This window comes from Mycobacterium florentinum (genome assembly GCF_010730355.1).
Lineage (GTDB): Bacteria > Actinomycetota > Actinomycetes > Mycobacteriales > Mycobacteriaceae > Mycobacterium > Mycobacterium florentinum.
Window position 1 is genome coordinate 1160668 of record NZ_AP022576.1, and the last position, 15225, is coordinate 1175892.

Annotated in this window: 15 protein-coding genes; 5 read left to right on the forward strand and 10 right to left on the reverse strand. The window is 67.7% G+C overall.

The genetic code is table 11. The features are described from left to right. Window positions 1–9 precede the first annotated feature (9 nt). Genes meaB through mutA form a run of 3 tightly spaced genes read right to left on the reverse strand, consistent with a single transcriptional unit; the run spans window position 10 to window position 5128 of the window. Window positions 10–999, reverse strand: a complete 990-nt coding sequence (gene meaB, locus G6N55_RS05350) for a methylmalonyl Co-A mutase-associated GTPase MeaB (protein ID WP_085221838.1) — start codon at window positions 997–999, stop codon at window positions 10–12. Continuing rightward, window positions 1000–3252: a methylmalonyl-CoA mutase gene (gene scpA / locus G6N55_RS05355; RefSeq protein WP_085221837.1), complete on the reverse strand. Its 2253-nt coding sequence runs from the start codon at window positions 3250–3252 to the stop codon at window positions 1000–1002. A 4-nt stretch (window positions 3253–3256) separates the two neighbouring features. After that, a complete protein-coding gene (gene mutA / locus G6N55_RS05360; RefSeq protein ID WP_085221836.1) occupies window positions 3257–5128 on the reverse strand; it encodes a methylmalonyl-CoA mutase small subunit in 1872 nt (623 codons plus the stop codon). Window positions 5129–5319: 191 nt separating this feature from the next. Between mutA and G6N55_RS05365 the strand changes: the two genes are divergently transcribed. Genes G6N55_RS05365 through G6N55_RS05375 form a run of 3 tightly spaced genes read left to right on the forward strand, consistent with a single transcriptional unit; the run spans window position 5320 to window position 7479 of the window. Beyond that, window positions 5320–6093, forward strand: a complete 774-nt coding sequence (locus G6N55_RS05365) for a TVP38/TMEM64 family protein (RefSeq protein WP_085221835.1) — start codon at window positions 5320–5322, stop codon at window positions 6091–6093. A 49-nt stretch (window positions 6094–6142) separates the two neighbouring features. Next, window positions 6143–7144 (forward strand): S1 family peptidase, encoded by a 1002-nt coding sequence (locus G6N55_RS05370; RefSeq protein WP_085221834.1) that lies wholly within the window; start codon window positions 6143–6145, stop codon window positions 7142–7144. Between the two features lie 41 nt (window positions 7145–7185). Further along, complete coding sequence (locus G6N55_RS05375) at window positions 7186–7479, forward strand: hypothetical protein (RefSeq protein ID WP_085221833.1); 294 nt, start codon at window positions 7186–7188, stop codon at window positions 7477–7479. A 25-nt stretch (window positions 7480–7504) separates the two neighbouring features. On the opposite strand, the gene G6N55_RS05380 is transcribed toward G6N55_RS05375, so the two are convergent. The 3 genes from G6N55_RS05380 to G6N55_RS05390 are packed head-to-tail and all read right to left on the reverse strand — an operon-like array spanning window position 7505 to window position 9484. Continuing rightward, on the reverse strand, window positions 7505–7861 hold the full coding sequence (locus G6N55_RS05380; protein ID WP_085221832.1) for a DoxX family protein: 357 nt from the start codon (window positions 7859–7861) through the stop codon (window positions 7505–7507). A 9-nt stretch (window positions 7862–7870) separates the two neighbouring features. Beyond that, complete coding sequence (locus G6N55_RS05385) at window positions 7871–9007, reverse strand: SPFH domain-containing protein (RefSeq protein WP_085221831.1); 1137 nt, start codon at window positions 9005–9007, stop codon at window positions 7871–7873. 48 nt (window positions 9008–9055) lie between these two features. Next, window positions 9056–9484 carry an NfeD family protein gene (locus G6N55_RS05390; RefSeq protein WP_085221830.1) on the reverse strand — a complete coding sequence of 143 codons (429 nt, stop codon included), beginning with the start codon at window positions 9482–9484 and terminating at the stop codon, window positions 9056–9058. Between the two features lie 57 nt (window positions 9485–9541). On the opposite strand from G6N55_RS05390, the gene G6N55_RS05395 reads away from it, so the two are divergent. Beyond that, window positions 9542–10486, forward strand: coding sequence for a hypothetical protein (locus tag G6N55_RS05395; RefSeq protein WP_085221829.1), 945 nt, complete (start codon window positions 9542–9544; stop codon window positions 10484–10486). On the opposite strand, the gene G6N55_RS05400 is transcribed toward G6N55_RS05395, so the two are convergent. Genes G6N55_RS05400 through fabG1 form a run of 3 tightly spaced genes read right to left on the reverse strand, consistent with a single transcriptional unit; the run spans window position 10483 to window position 13118 of the window. Next, a complete protein-coding gene (locus G6N55_RS05400; RefSeq protein WP_085221828.1) occupies window positions 10483–11520 on the reverse strand; it encodes a ferrochelatase in 1038 nt (345 codons plus the stop codon). The two genes, G6N55_RS05395 and G6N55_RS05400, sit on opposite strands and share 4 nt — an antisense overlap. Window positions 11521–11526: 6 nt before the next feature. Beyond that, complete coding sequence (gene inhA, locus G6N55_RS05405; RefSeq protein ID WP_085221827.1) at window positions 11527–12336, reverse strand: NADH-dependent enoyl-ACP reductase InhA; 810 nt, start codon at window positions 12334–12336, stop codon at window positions 11527–11529. A 26-nt stretch (window positions 12337–12362) separates the two neighbouring features. Further along, a complete protein-coding gene (gene fabG1 / locus G6N55_RS05410) occupies window positions 12363–13118 on the reverse strand; it encodes a 3-oxoacyl-ACP reductase FabG1 (RefSeq protein ID WP_085221826.1) in 756 nt (251 codons plus the stop codon). 164 nt (window positions 13119–13282) lie between these two features. On the opposite strand from fabG1, the gene G6N55_RS05415 reads away from it, so the two are divergent. Continuing rightward, window positions 13283–14122: a type IV toxin-antitoxin system AbiEi family antitoxin gene (locus tag G6N55_RS05415; protein ID WP_085221825.1), complete on the forward strand. Its 840-nt coding sequence runs from the start codon at window positions 13283–13285 to the stop codon at window positions 14120–14122. Window positions 14123–14182: 60 nt separating this feature from the next. On the opposite strand, the gene G6N55_RS05420 is transcribed toward G6N55_RS05415, so the two are convergent. Next, a complete protein-coding gene (locus G6N55_RS05420) occupies window positions 14183–15190 on the reverse strand; it encodes a VWA domain-containing protein (RefSeq protein WP_085221824.1) in 1008 nt (335 codons plus the stop codon). Window positions 15191–15225: the final 35 nt, after the last annotated feature.

Genomic DNA, 15225 nt, shown 5'->3' on the forward strand with positions numbered 1-15225 from the left:
ACCTTTCCGTTAGCGCGACGCGGCGTCCAGTATTTGCTGGGCTGCCATCGCGGGCGTCAGTTCGCCCGCTTTGACTTGCCGCTCCAGGTCGGCGCGCATCTTGCGCACGGCCGGGTTGGACAGCACCCGGTCCAGGACCGTGTCCCGGACCATCTGCCAGGTCCAGTCGACCTGCTGCGCTCGTCGCCGGGTTTCGAACTCTCCGGCCTCGGTGAGCACCTTACGGTGCCGCTCGACGGTGTCCCACATCTCGGCCAGACCACTGCCCTCCATCGCGCTCATCGTGAGAACCGGTGGTCGCCATAGGGTTTCGCGCGGGTAGATCAGCCTGATCGCCGACGAGAGCTCCCGGGCGGCCTTACGCGCCTCGGGCAGGTGCTCACCGTCCGCCTTGTTGACCACGACGATGTCGGCCAGTTCGAGCACGCCCTTTTTGATGCCCTGTAGCTGGTCACCGGTGCGGGCCAGGGTCAGCAGGAGGAAGGTGTCGACCATGTTGGCCACGGCCACCTCGGACTGGCCGACGCCGACGGTTTCGATGAGAATCACGTCGAAACCGGCCGCCTCCAGCAGCACGACGGTCTCCCGGGTGGCCTTTGCTACGCCGCCCAGAGTTCCGGATGTCGGCGATGGCCGGATGTAGGCATCCGGGTGCGCTGCCAGTCGCGACATTCGGGTCTTGTCGCCGAGGATCGAGCCCCCGGTCCGCGTCGAGGAGGGGTCGACCGCCAGCACCGCGACCCGGTGGCCGCGGTCGATCAGATGCATGCCCAACGACTCGATGGTGGTGGACTTTCCGACCCCGGGGACTCCGGTGATGCCCACTCGGTGGGCGTTTCCGGAGTCGGGCAGCAGATCCAGCAACAGCTGCTGCGCCCGCTCGCGATGGTCGGCGCGGGTGGACTCCAGCATCGTGATGGCCCGTGGCAGCGCCGCGCGATCGCCGTCGCGAATGGCCTGGGCTAACCCTTCGACGGAATTGCCCGCATCGGTCGCCATCTAGCTGAGGTCGTAGCCCAACCGCTCGGCAAGCTTGTGCAGCAAGCCGATAGCGGCGTCGGCGATCACCGTTCCGGGCGGGAAGATCGCGGCGGCCCCCGCGTCGTAGAGCTCGTCGAAGTCGCCGGGCGGAATGACGCCGCCAACCACGACCATGATGTCGGACCGGCCCACCTCGGCCAGCGCGTCGCGCAGGGCCGGCACCAGGGTCAGGTGCCCGGCGGCCAGCGAGGACACACCGACCACATGCACGTCGTTGTCGGCGGCCTGGCGGGCCACCTCCTCGGGGGTGGAGAACAGCGATCCGACGTCCACGTCGAACCCGATGTCGGCGAATGCCGTCGCGATCACCTTCTGACCGCGGTCGTGGCCGTCCTGGCCCATCTTGGCCACCAGGATCCTGGGCCGGCGGCCGTCGGCCTCGGCGAACTTCTCGACTAGTTCGGTGGCGGTTGCCATGTTCGGAGCCTTTCCGGCTTCGTCGCGGTAGACGCCGGCGATCGTACGAATCTCCGCCTGGTGACGGCCGTACACCTTCTCCAGCGCATCCGAGATCTCCCCGACCGTGGCCTTGGCCCGCGCGGCGTTGATGGCCAGCGCCAGCAGGTTGTTGCCCAGTCCGTCTGCCCCGGCGCGGCCGTGCGCGGCGGCCGCCCGGGACAACTCGGCCAGGGCGGCCTCGACTGCCTGCGAATCCCGGCCTGCGCGCAGGTCTTTCAGCTTGGCCAGCTGTTCGGCGCGCACCCGGCTGTTTTCGACCTTCAGGACCTCGACCTCCTGGTCCTCCTCGACCTGATACTTGTTGATCCCCACCACCGGCTGGATCCCGGAGTCGATCCGGGCCTGGGTGCGCGCGGCGGCCTCCTCGATGCGCAGCTTGGGAATGCCGTCGTCGATGGCCTGGGCCATACCGCCGTGCTCGGCGACCTCGGCGATGTGGGCGCGCGCCCGCTGCGCGAGCTGATGCGTCAGCCACTCCACGTAATACGAGCCGCCCCAGGGGTCGATCGGCCGCGTGGTGCCCGACTCCTGCTGCAGCACCAGCTGAGTGTTGCGGGCGATCCGGGCGGAGAAGTCGGTGGGCAGCGCCAGCGCCTCGTCCAGCGCGTTGGTATGCAGCGACTGGGTGTGGCCCTGGGTCGCGGCCATCGCCTCGATGCAGGTGCGGGCGACGTTGTTGAACGCGTCCTGCGCGGTGAGCGACCAACCTGACGTCTGCGAATGTGTGCGCAGCGACAGCGATTTCGCGCTTTTCGGGTTGAACTGACTGACCAGTTCGCTCCACAGCAACCGGCCCGCCCGCAGTTTGGCGACTTCCATGAAGAAGTTCATCCCGATGCCCCAGAAGAAGGACAGCCGCGGCGCGAACTTGTCGATGTCCAGGTCGGCGTCCAGCCCGGCCTTGATGTAGTCGACGCCGTCGGCCAGCGTGTAGGCCAGCTCCAAATCGGCTGTGGCACCGGCTTCTTGGATGTGGTAGCCGGAGATCGAGATGGAGTTGAACTTCGGCATCTTGGCGCTGGTATAGCCGAAGATGTCGGAGATGATGCGCATCGACGGCTTCGGCGGATAGATGTAGGTGTTGCGCACCATGAACTCTTTGAGGATGTCGTTCTGGATGGTGCCGGCAAGCTTCTCCGGCGGCACCCCCTGCTCCTCGGCGGCCACCACGTACAACGCCAGAATCGGCAGCACGGCGCCGTTCATCGTCATCGACACCGACACCGTCGACAGGTCGATCCCGTCGAACAGCTGCCGCATATCCAGGATGGAATCGATTGCCACACCGGCCATTCCGACGTCACCCTGAACACGAGGGTGGTCCGAGTCATATCCGCGGTGGGTGGCCAGGTCGAACGCCACCGACAGACCCTTCTGCCCGGCGGCCAGGTTGCGGCGGTAGAACGCGTTGGACTCCGCGGCGGTGGAGAAACCGGCGTATTGCCGGATGGTCCACGGCTGGTTGACATACATCGTCGGGTACGGGCCGCGGACGAACGGCGGTTCACCCGGGAAGCTGTTCAACGGGTAGCCGTCGGCCTCGACGGCGGCGCGATCGGCGGCGATGTAAACCGGTTTGACGGCAATGTCTTCCGGCGTGTGCCAGATCAACTGATCGGGCGTGTACCAGTGCGCCGCGGCGGCCGCGGCGATGTGCTCTGCCACGGCGGCTTCGGTGGGTTGGCGCCCCTCGCGATCGCCGTGCAGTGGGATGTCGGCGAAACTGCCGATCACAGGAGTAGACGTCGTCATCGTGTTACGCCCCCAACCGAGTGAGCAGATCCGAAAGGGCTTCGATTGCATTGATTTTGGCTGTCAGGTATTCATCGGGCCGATGCTCGGGATCGGTATCGGCGACGGCTTTTTCCGGCCCGGCCAAGTAGATCCGCGCTACCCCGGCGTTGCGCGCCGCATCGACGATCGCGGCGGCTTCGGTTGCATATCGCTTGTCGGTGCCGCAGATCACCACCACCGCAGGCGATCCCGCATCGGACACCGCCGCGGCGACCCCGTCGGCGTCCAGCGTTCCCGGGTTGACCGCCTCGATGCCGCCCGACGCCAGCAGGTTCGCCGCGAACGTGGTGCGGATGTTGTGCTCGGCAAGCGGGCCCAGCGGAAGCAACAGCGCCTTGGGGCGGGAATCGGTGCGGGCCAGGAAGGCATCCGAGCGATCGCGCAGCGCCTCGAATCCCGCCGCGTAACGTCGTAAGTTCCCGACCTCGGGGTAACCGATCGAATCGCCTTGCGGCAGTGCGGGTTCGGCCAGGTTCGGAAATTCGTTGACGCCGGTGATCGAGGTGCGGCGGTGCGCGATGTCATCGGCACGCCGTGCGGCAATGTCGGCGATCACCTCGGCGATGTAGTCGCGAGCGTCGACGAATCCGCCGCGGCCCTCGACGGCCTGAAAGTGTTCCCAGGCGCCCTCGGCAAGCCGCTTCGTGAGGTCTTCGACGAACCACGATCCGCCGCCGGGGTCCAGCACCCGGCCCACGTGCGACTCCTCCAGCAGCAGCAGCTGGGTGTTGCGCGCGATGCGCCGCGCGAAGCTTCGCGCCGTGCCGGGGAATCCGCCGGGGATCGCGATGTCGAACGGGAACACCAGCACGGTGTCGACGCCACCGACACCGGCGCCGAACGCGGCCAGCGTGCTGCGCAGCATGTTCACCCACGGATCGCGCTGGGTCATCATCGGCAGGGACGTCTCCGCGTGCACAATCGCCCCGCCGGCGTCGGGCTCCCCGACCACGTCGGCGACCCGCGCCCACAGTTGGCGCACGGCACGCATCTTGGCGATCGTCATGAATTGGTCATCGTCGGCGGCCAGCCGGAAACTGATCTGGCCCAGCGCCCGCCGGACCGGCATGCCCGACTCGGTGAGCACCCGCAGATAGGCCACCGCGGCCGCGATGCCGGCGGCCAGCTCCCAGGTCGCGTTGGCCCCAAGGTTGTGGAAGGCGGGTCCGTCGACGGTGATCGCCCGCACGCCGCGATCGCCGGTCACCCGCGAGGCGACCGCGACGACCTCGTCGATCGCCGGCGCGGGACGTCCGCTCAGCGCGGCGGTCAACGGGTCGGCACCCAGGTCTACCGACAAGGTGGCGCGCTGGTCGGATTCGACCTCGGCCACCAGGGCCAGCATCGCGTCGGCCGCCGCAGCGTAGTCGGCGCCGGCCTCGAGGATGATCGGCGCCATGCTCAGGTAAACACCCGCGAGCAGCCCTTCGAGGTCCTGGGGCGCGACACCGTCCTTCCCCACTCGGAGCAGCAGCGCACTGACGCCGTCGCCGAGCGCACCCAGCACGGCCGCGTTGGTTTCGGCGGCGGTGGCACCGACGGACGGAAACGCCTCGACGACCTTCCAGCCGGACTTGACGTCGCGCAACGGGTCAGCGCCGCGCAGGTAGGGCCACTCGCCGGGCAGGGACGGCTCGGGCAGCTCGTCGAACGCGGTGTAGAGCGGGCGGACAGCGAACCCGTCGTAGGTCGGGGTGTCCAGCAGCTGCTCGGGTTGCTCCCCCAGCTCGGCGGGATCCTTGCGGGCGCTCTTGGCAAGCACACCCGCGACCGCGGTGCGCCAGCGCTCGCGGACCTGTTCCAGGTCCGCACGCTCGGGTACGTCAATGGACACCGACTGCTCCTGTTTTCGCAGCTATTGGCAACGTTGCTTGAGGTTGGTGAGCAACACTCGACTTGCTAATCAGGCTAAATGATTGCCCCCGTCGCAAAAAACCGCGGGGTGACGGGATCGGGCCAGGTCTCTGCCGAAACACCAGGCTCGGGATACAAGATATTCATTTCTGGCCCGTAACGTTGACAGGCGTGACGGACCCGGCCACCACCAAAACCACCAGCACGCTGCGCAGTCTCTCGCGCGCGCTGGGCGCGAGCGTGCGCCAGCTGTCCCCGTCGCGCTCCATCGCGGCAGTGGTCGTAATCACAGTCCTGGTCGCAGTGGCACTGTGGGTTCCGCTGCCGGGCGCGCTGCAGCTGCGCGACTGGGCCCAATCCCTGGGCCCGTGGTTCCCGCTGGCATTTCTGGTCGCGCACATCGTCGTCACGGTGGTGCCGGTCCCCCGCACGGCGTTCACCCTGGCCGCGGGTCTGCTGTTCGGCCCGGCCCTGGGCGTGCTGATCGCGGTGGTCGCCAGCACGGCGAGCGCGGTGCTGGCGCTGCTGTTGGTCCGCGCCGCGGGCTGGCGGCTCGACCGGCTGGTGCGCTTCCGGGCGATCCAGCGCGCCGACCAGCGCCTGCGCGAACGCGGCTGGGTGTCGGTCTTGTCGCTGCGGCTGATCCCGGTGCTGCCGTTTTCCGTGGTGAACTATGCGGCCGCCGCGTCCGCGGTCGGCATCCTGCCGTACACGCTGGCGACCCTGGCCGGCCTGCTGCCGGGTACCGCCGCGGTCGTGTTTCTGGGCGACGCGTTGGCCGGTCACCCCAGTCCGCTGCTGTTCCTGGTGTCGCTGGTCACCAGCACGCTGGGGCTGACGGGGCTGTTCTTCGAAATACGGCACTACCGCCGGCATCACCACGCGGCCGAAGAGCCCGCTTCCGAGCCCGACGAGCCGGTTTCCGAACCCGTCATTTTCAGCTAACTCAGCCATTTTGTTGAGCGAGCCGCCCGTTGCCTGAAAGATTTACGCAATGGAGCGGGTCTACGCGCAGCAGCTCGCGAGTTTCGGCCTGCAGCCGTCGCGGGCCGGTCTCCTGATGCTTTTGCTCTGCGCCCTCGCGTCGGTGGCCGTCGCGGTCTTGTCCTTCCTGCTCGATCGGATCAAGCTGCTTCGCGTCCCGACCGGTGGTGGCGTCCTCGCCGCAGCAGCGGTCCGCTACCCGCCGGCACCCCGAGCGCGTACGCACGCCTCGGGACTGACGATCGCCGCGGCGTTCGCCGCTGTCGTGTGCATAGCGGCCATCTGGCTGGTGCCCAAGAACGTCACGCACGTGCCGGACCTCTCAGAACCAAACCTGACGCCCATCGCGTTGCCCGCGTCCGCGGTCGCGGGACCGGGTACGGGCATTTACGTCGATTACACCGATGGTTCCGGTGGAATGGGGTGTACGGCTGGATTTTTGGTGCGCACCAGCATGGGCGAGGCTGGTCTTCTCACCGCCGGACACTGCAATCGGCCGCAGAAACCGAGCGTGGTGGTGATGAACCTCGGCGGGATCCTCCCGTACGCGAAGCTGGGCACGTTCATCCGGACTGTCAGCGAAGGCGTTCACAACGAGCAGCACGACATCGGTCTGATCGTGCTCAACGGCGACAATGTGCCGCAGAGCCCGGCCGTCGCTGCCACGTTGCCGATCACGGGGGTCACGACCGACCTGTCGATCGGACAGGAGCTGTGCAAGTTCGGCATGAGCAGTGGCGAGGCCGAGTGCGGGGCGATCCTCGACGTCACCGACAGCAAGGTCTCGTTCGCGGCGGGCGGTCAATGCGGCGACTCCGGCGGCCCGGTCTATCTCATCCAGAACGACGGCACCGCCACCGCGGTCGGCATCGACATCCGGGGCAGCAATCCCGCCAATCCCAACGCGGGATGCCTGGCCCCGGCTAAATTCTCGGTTGCCGAGCTCGTGCAGCCGTGGCTGGACAGGTGGCATCTGACCGCCGTGACCACACAACAATCCGGACCGCGCTGACCATCGACCGCACCGATACGACGAGCAACGTGGGGAGCCGCATGACCTCCGACACCGCCCACACCGGTGCGCCCGGACGGCGCTTTTCCACCGCCGCGCTGGTCGCCGCGGGCCTGGTCGGCCTGATCGTCGGGGCGGTCGCCGCCTTCGCGGTCACCGGATTGGTCTTCACCATCCGGGTGCAGCTGCCGCCGCCGCCCTATCCGCCACCGTTCTCGTCGACCCCGGCGTATCCGGCTCCGCCCGTCAGCGTCGCTCCGGCACCTTCCGCCAGCGTCGCGCCCGCGCCCGCGCCGAGCGTCGTGCCCGCGCCGCCGTTACCGCCCGGTCCCTAAGCGGCACAACGGCATTGGCGATCCGCTAGTTGTCGTCCGGTCCCTTCACCGTCATCGCGGCGACCAGGGCCAAAAACACCGCGGCCGGAAGGCCATTGACGACCTTGTCGCGCACCCGCACGTGTGCACCCACCGCCAGGACGAAGTACAGCGTCAGCATCGCCGTCGTCAGCCTCGCCAGGGCGGGGAAACGGGTGACCGACAGCAGGCCGACCGCGGCGGCCGCCTTCACCACCGGCAGCACGGGCCGAACGTTGTCCGGAAGTCCCACGTCGTCCAGAACCTTCTTGACGGGCGGCACCTGGACCCCGCACAACACCGCGTCGACGGCGTGGAATGCGCCCAGCGCCACATAGGTTTTCGGGGAACTCAAAACACTCATCCGGCAATCCTATTGGGTCAATTCCGGCGGCTGGCCGTCGATCGGCTGGCGGGCGATCGCCTCGGCCCTGGCCACCGCCTGGGCGATCTTGGGATCGGTCTCGGTGGAGAACCAATCGGCCACCTCGGCATCGTCGGAGTCGGCCGGGTGCGTGGACACGTCGTCGACGGGAGACGGCTCGAACCGGAACACCCCGTCCTCGCCCGGCGTGCCCAGCAGCCTGGTGAAACCCTGTAGCGCCGCGCTGAAGTCGCTGGGCACCACCCATACCTTGTTGGCACTGCCCTGCGCCATTTTCGGCAGCGTCTGCAGGTACTGGTAGGCCAGCATCTCCGGGGTGGGCCGGCCGGCCTTGATCGCGGCGAACGTCTTCTCGATGGCCTTGGCCTGCCCTTGCGCCTGCAGGTAGGCCGCGGCGCGCTCACCCTGGGCGCGCAGCATCCGGGATTGCCGGTCCGCCTCGGCGGCCAGGATCGCGGCCTGCTTGGCGCCCTCGGCGGCCAGGATCTGCGCCTGCTTGGCGCCCTCGGCCTGTTTGATCGCCGCCTCCCGGGTGCCTTCGGCGGTCAGGATCATCGCCCGCTTCTCCCGATCGGCCTTCATCTGCTTTTCCATCGAGGCCTGGATCGACGGCGGCGGGTCGATGCTGCGCAGCTCGACCCGGGCGACCCGCAGGCCCCAGCGGCCGGTCGCCTCGTCGAGGACACCCCGCAGCTGCCCGTTGATCTGGTCGCGCGAGGTCAGGGTCTGCTCCAGCGTCATGCCGCCGACGACGTTGCGCAGCGTGGTGGTGGTGAGCTGCTCGACGCCGACGATGTAGTTGCTGATCTCGTAGACGGCCGCCTGCGGCACGGTGACCTGGAAATAGACCACGGTGTCGATGTTGAGCGTCAGGTTGTCCTCCGTGATCACCGGCTGCGGCGGGAACGACACCACCCGCTCGCGCAAGTCGACCCGTGCCCGGACCCGATCGATGAACGGCACCAGCAGGGTCAGCTGCCCGCTGACCGTCCGGCTGTACCGGCCCAGCCGTTCGATCACCGCCGCCTCGGCCTGCGGGATCAACGCAACGGACTTGGCCACCACGATGATCGCAAAGATCACCAGGACGGCCAGCAACACCAAACCTGCAACCGCACCTTCCACCGGAGTTCCTTTCTCTCGCAGCGTCTTCGCAGCGTCTGGGCCGACTGGCTAGTGCTTGAAGACCACCGCCGTCGCACCATCGATGTGCACGACGGTGACGGATTCGCCGGGCTCGTAGACGTCGCCGTCGTTGAACGGACGCGCCGTCCACACCTGGCCGTCCAGCTTCACCTGGCCCGCGTCGCGCGCGACCCGATCGAGTACCACCGCGCGTTTGCCCTCGAGCGCCTTGATGCCCGTCAGCAGCGACTTCGGGGTCATTCGCTGCCGCAAAGCGGGCCGGACCAGCACGACCAGCAGGACCGAAACAACCAGGAACACCGCCCCGTCGACCAGGATCGGCCCGTTTGTGAGCCATGCGGTGCCGGAGGCGGCCAGCGCTCCACCTCCCAGCATCAGCAGGAACATATCGCCCGTCAGCGCCTCGGCCCCGGCAAGAGCCAGCGCGAAGATTAGCCAGCTCAGCGCGATCGCCATGCCGTCAGAATACGCGTGATCCGCCTTTGCCGGACCGAACAACTACACTGCGAGATCATGTGGTGTCCAAGTGTTTCGCTGTCCGTCTGGGCCAACGCCTGGCTCGCGGGCAAGGCCGCGCCCGACGACGTGTTGGACGCGTTATCTCTTTGGGCACCAAAACAATCCGTTACCGCGTATGATGCAGTCGCCGCCGGCCACACCGGACTGCCGTGGCCCGACGTCCACGACGCCGGAACCGTCTCGTTGTTGCAAACGCTGCGCGCCGCGGTTGGCCGGGTGACGCTGCCGGGGGCCGCCGGGGCCCCAGGTCGATTGCCCGGGACGATCAACGTGGTGTTGCCGGTTCCCGGCGACGTGCGCGGCCTGGCTCCCGGGACGCAGTTCGAGCGCGACGCCCTGGCCGCCGGTGAGGCGGTGATCATCACTCACCCCGACGATCCCACCGCGGCGGTCGGTTTGGTCCCCGAGTTCTCCTATGCCGATCTCGACGAGCCCGGCGACGACGACCCGGGTACACCGGAACTGTGTGCGCTGGCCTGGACGGTGTATTCACTGCCGGGTGCGCCGGTGTTCGATCACCACGAGCTGGGCGATGCCGAATACTCACTGCGGTCGGCCGTGCGTTCGGCCGCCGATGCACTCGGCACCATCGGACTGGGGTCGGCAAGTGACATCGACGATCCGCGAGGACTCGTCGAGCAGTTACTGGAATCCGCACGGCAACACCGGATTCCCGACCACGCGCCGACCCGGGCCTTGCGGGTGCTGGAGAACGCCGCACATGTCGACGCGATCATCACGGTCAGCGCCGGGCTGAGCCGGGCCGACTCGTCCGACCGTTCCGCCGCGCACATCGCCGCCGGCTTGGAACCACTCGGCACGCAATCGTCTTCCGAAGCCCGCATCGCCGGCGACGCGCTGCGGCCGCTGCACGCGGTGGTGCGTTCCGCGCGAATGGCCGCGGTGAACGCGATCCTGTACTCGGCCTGGGCCGACTAACCACCTTCTCGCGCAACACAATGCGGCGGACAGCAGGCCGCGCCGTTGACGCTGGCCAGGCAGCCCGGCACCGGGTCGGGGCCAGTCACCCGCTCGGCCGCGCGGCCGTACCGCAGTTCGTCGATCAGGTCGGCGGCCAGTTGCGCGAAACGTGGGTGGGCGTTGGGCGTCGAAGCGCGCACCAGCGCCACGCCGGCCGCTTCGGCCTGAGATGCCAACTCGTGATCGAGATCCCACACCACCTCGATGTGGTCGGCGACAAAACCGATCGGACAGATGATCGCCGCCTTGGTGCCTGCGCCGGCCAGCGTCGTGAGATGGTCGGCGACATCGGGTTCCAGCCACGGCACCTGCGGCGGGCCCGAGCGGGACTGCCAGGCCAGGTCGTACTCGCTGTATCCGGCGGTCGCCGCGACAAGGCTTGCGGCGTACGCGACTTGGCGGCTGTACAGTCGCGGCCCGAGGCGCTCGTCGGCGGCCACCGGAATCGAATGCGCGGTGAACACCAGACGCGCGCCGGCCTGTTGCTCGGCGGTGAGCGCGCCGGAAGCCGCACCGATGGTGTCGGCGAAGATCTGCACGAACCGCGGATGGTCGAAATAGGGTCGCAGCTTGACCAACTCGGGCGCGTCGGGCCCCGCGGCCGCGCGAGCGCGGGCGATGTCCTCGCCGTACTGCGTGCAGCTGGAGTATCCGCTCCACGCCGACGTGGCGAACACCGCGGCGCGACGAACCCCGTTGTCGCGCATGGCCGTTACCGTGTCTTCGACGTACGGCTCCCAGTTGCGGTTGCCGAAATAGACCGGCAGATCCAGACCGCGGTCGGCGAGCGCGGCCTCGATTTGCATGATCAGCGCACGGTTGATGGCATTGATCGGCGAGACGCCGCCGAAATGCAGGTAGTGCTCGGCGACGTCGTCGAGCCGCTCCGGCGGTACATTGCGGCCCCGGGTGACGTTCTCCAGGAATGGCCGAACCTGCTCGGGCCCCTCCGGTCCGCCGAAGGACAACAGCAGGACGGCGTCGAAATCCATTGCTGCCTAGAGCAATTGGGTGCTGGCGCCGCCGTCGGCGTAGATGATGCTGCCGGTGGTCGCCGGCAGCCAGTCCGAAAGCAGCGCACACACCGTCTTGGCGACGGGTGTCGGGTCCTTCATGTTCCAGCCGATCGGGGCGCGCTGGTCCCAGCCCTCCTCGAGCAGCTGCATCTGGGCACCGGCCTCCTCGCCGAGCGCGCCACCGACGATGGCGCTCATGGCGAGCGTCCGGATCGGGCCGGCTGCAACGAGATTCGAGCGCACCCCGGACTTTCCGGCCTCACGTGCCACGAATCGGTTGACCGATTCCAGTGCGCTCTTGGCGACTGTCATCCAGTTGTAGGCCGGCATCGCCCGGGTCGGGTCGAAGTCCATGCCGACGATGGAGCCGCCGGAATTCATAATCGGCAGTACCGCTTTGGCCAGCGAAGCGTAGGAGTACGCCGAGATGTGAATGCCCTTGGCGACGTCTTCGTAGGGCGCGTCGAAGAACGGGTTGATGCCCATCCCCGTCTGCGGCATGAAGCCGATTGAGTGCACCACACCGTCAAGCTTGTTGCCGTCGCCGATCTCGGCGGTGATCCGCTCCGCGAGGGAGCCGAGGTGTTCCTCGTTCTGCACATCGAGCTCGATCAGCGGGGCCTTCTCCGGCAGCCGGTCGGCGATGCGCTGGATCAACCGCAACCGGTCGAACCCGGTCAGCACCAGCTGGGCGCCGGCCTCCTGTGCCGCCTTGGCGATGTGAAACGCGATCGACGAGTCGGTGATGATCCCCGTGACGAGGATCCGCTTGCCTTCGAGTAGTCCTGACATGTCTTTTCTCGTCCGTCCTTCTGTACTCAGTGGCCCATGCCCATGCCGCCGTCAACCGGGATGACGGCACCGGCGATGTAGCTCGCGTCCTCCGACGCCAGGAAGCTGACCGCCCCGGCGACCTCCTCGGCGGTGCCGACCCGCTTGGCCGGGATGAATTCCAGGGCGCCCTCCTGGATCCGCTCGTCGAGCGACCGGGTCATCTCCGTGTCGATGTAGCCGGGGGCCACCACGTTCGCGGTCACCCCGGCCTTGGACAGCTCCCGCGAGATCGAGCGGGCCATACCGATCAGACCGGCCTTGGCGGCCGCGTAGTTGGACTGGTTGCCGATGCCCCAGCTGCCGGAGACCGAGCCGATGAAGATGATGCGGCCAAATCGCTTGCGCTGCATGCTGCGCGCTGCGCGCTGGGCGACCCGGAACGCGCCGGTGAGGTTGGCGTTGATGACCTCCTCGAACCGCTCCTCGGTCATCCGGATGAGGAACGCGTCCTTGGAGATACCCGCATTGGACACCAGCACCTCGACCGGACCCTGGTGCTCCTCGACCTCTTTGAAGGCGCGGTCGACGGCGCCGTTGTCGGTGACATCGCAGACCACGCCGAACAGCCCTTCGGGCGCCCCGGATCCACGGTGGGTGACGGCGACCTTGTGGCCGTCGGCGGCCAGTCGCTGCGCGATCGCCAGGCCGATCCCCCGGTTTCCGCCCGTCACCAGGACTGAGCGGGATACGAACGGGGGTTTGCCGCCGGCGGTGGCGGAGTCGGTGGCTACGTCAGTCACCTGGCCAACTTATCGTCTCCGTGCGGCGGGGCTGCAATCGGCTTGCCGGGGCGCAAAGGCTTAACGGACTCGCGAGCGTAACGCCAGGGCGAGAATTCCAGCGCAAAATAGCCGTGGCGTTACGCTCGCGGCGCGATGTCGGTGGTGGTCGGCACACTTCCGCCATGACGGAGCCGTTTCTGGGCAGTGAAGCCCTGGCCGCGCACGAATTAACCCGTTGCGACCTGCGCAGACGGTACGTCGCGGTGCATCACGACGTGTACATCGCGAGGGGCACAGAGTTGACCCCGATGGTGCGGGCGAAAGCGTGTTGGCTTCGATCCCGTCGGCGCGGCGTCCTGGCCGGGTTCTCCGCGTCCGCGCTGCACGGCGCCAAGTGGATCGATCCGGCCTCATCGGCGGCGATCATCGACACCAACCGCCGCACCACTGCGGGAGTCGACGTCTGGGAAGAGCGGATCGAGGCCGACGAGATCGCCATCGTTGACGGCATCCGCGTGACAACCCCGGCGCGAACGGCTCTCGATTTGGCGCGACGGCAACGGTTGGGCGTCGCCGTCGCATCCATCGATGCGCTCGCGCAAGCGGTAGAGCTCAAGGCGGCCGACGTCGAGCAATTGGTCGAGCGTTATCGGGGCCGCCGTGGCATCAAAGCCGCCCGAGCCGCACTTGAGCTCGTCGACGGCGGCGCGCAGTCCCCGAAGGAGACCTGGCTGCGCCTGCTATTGATCCGCGCCGGGTTTCCGCGTCCGCAAACTCAGATCGCGGTCCACAACGAATGGGGTTGGGCCGAAGCATATTTGGATATGGGCTGGGAAGACATCAAGGTGGGCGTCGAGTATGACGGCGACCATCATCTGTCCAACCGCAGGCAATACGTGAAGGACATCCGTCGTCTCGAGATGCTCGAGCGGAAAGGCTGGATAGTCGTTCGGGTCGTTGCCGAGGACCACCCCGAGGACATCATCCGTCGCGTCCGCGAGGCACGAGCGCGCCGAGCGTAACGCTGGGGCTAGAAATCCCGCCCAAAATGACCGTGGCGTTACGCTCGCGACGAAGGAACGTCAGGTCGGCAGTCGCCGGTTGATCAGCAACGCCGCCAGCGCTGCCAGCGCCAACACCACTGCGCCCAGCCGCAGCCAGCCGACACTGGCGTCGCCCTTGATCGTCTCGTAGCCGATCTGCTGTTGCAGTGACGCGTAGACCGCCTTGAGCTCCTGCAGGGTCGCGGCGTTGTAGAAACTCCCACCCGATAGCTGGGCAACCTTGCGCATCGTCTCGTCGTCCACCGGCACCGGCTGGCGCTGGTCGTTGATCTCGACGAAGCCATACGGGGTGCCGAACGAGATCGTCGAGATCGGCACCCCTTGGTCCTTGGCGGTGCGCGCGGCGGTATAGGCGCCCTTGGGGTTGTCCGGGTTGGTCGGCATCGTCTCCTTGCCGTCGGAGAACAACACGACCCGCGCCGGGGGCGGCTTGTCGCCGCCGCCGATGACCGCACCGACCGTCGCGATCGCCTGCAGCGCGGTGAAGATTCCCTCCCCGGTGGCGGTCCGGTCGGCGAATTGCAGTTTGTCCAGGGCGATTTTGGTCGCCTCACGATTGGTCGTCGGCGACACCAGCACCGTCGCGGTTCCCGCGTAGGCGATCAGCCCGAGGTTGATGCCCGGCGTGAGCTCGTCGGCGAACTGCTTGGCCGCTTCCTGCGCGGCGGCCATCCGATTCGGTTCGACGTCGGTGGCCCGCATCGATTGCGACACGTCGATCACCAGCATCACCACCGCGCGGTTACGGGGAATCCGGACGTCGTTGGTCGGGCCCGCCATCGCGACGGTGAACAGCACCAGGGACAGGACCAGCAGGATCGCCGGCACATGGCGCCATTTGGCGGGCCGCTTGGGAGCCACGCTCTCCAGCAGCTCCATGTTGGCGAACCGCAGCATGCGCCGCTGGCGAGACAGCTGCATCAGCACGTACAGCACGGCCAACCCGACGACGACGAGCAGGAAGAGGAAGAACCACGCGTGTTCGAACCCGGACAGCGACATCGCGCCGAGCAAGGGCATCGTCATCGCAGACCCGTCTTGCCGTGCATGACCGCCTTGGG

Bases quoted from the DNA above. Each gene is read 5' to 3' on its own strand.
- meaB (WP_085221838.1), bottom strand. From the start codon at position 999: ATGGCGACCGATGCGGGCAATTCCGTCGAAGGGTTAGCCCAGGCCATT.
- scpA (WP_085221837.1), bottom strand. From the start codon at position 3,252: ATGACGACGTCTACTCCTGTGATCGGCAGTTTCGCCGACATCCCACTG.
- G6N55_RS05370 (WP_085221834.1), top strand. From the start codon at position 6,143: ATGGAGCGGGTCTACGCGCAGCAGCTCGCGAGTTTCGGCCTGCAGCCG.
- G6N55_RS05375 (WP_085221833.1), top strand. From the start codon at position 7,186: ATGACCTCCGACACCGCCCACACCGGTGCGCCCGGACGGCGCTTTTCC.
- G6N55_RS05380 (WP_085221832.1), bottom strand. From the start codon at position 7,861: ATGAGTGTTTTGAGTTCCCCGAAAACCTATGTGGCGCTGGGCGCATTC.
- G6N55_RS05390 (WP_085221830.1), bottom strand. From the start codon at position 9,484: ATGGCGATCGCGCTGAGCTGGCTAATCTTCGCGCTGGCTCTTGCCGGG.
- G6N55_RS05395 (WP_085221829.1), top strand. From the start codon at position 9,542: ATGTGGTGTCCAAGTGTTTCGCTGTCCGTCTGGGCCAACGCCTGGCTC.
- G6N55_RS05400 (WP_085221828.1), bottom strand. From the start codon at position 11,520: ATGGATTTCGACGCCGTCCTGCTGTTGTCCTTCGGCGGACCGGAGGGG.
- inhA (WP_085221827.1), bottom strand. From the start codon at position 12,336: ATGTCAGGACTACTCGAAGGCAAGCGGATCCTCGTCACGGGGATCATC.
- G6N55_RS05415 (WP_085221825.1), top strand. From the start codon at position 13,283: ATGACGGAGCCGTTTCTGGGCAGTGAAGCCCTGGCCGCGCACGAATTA.
- G6N55_RS05420 (WP_085221824.1), bottom strand. From the start codon at position 15,190: ATGACGATGCCCTTGCTCGGCGCGATGTCGCTGTCCGGGTTCGAACAC.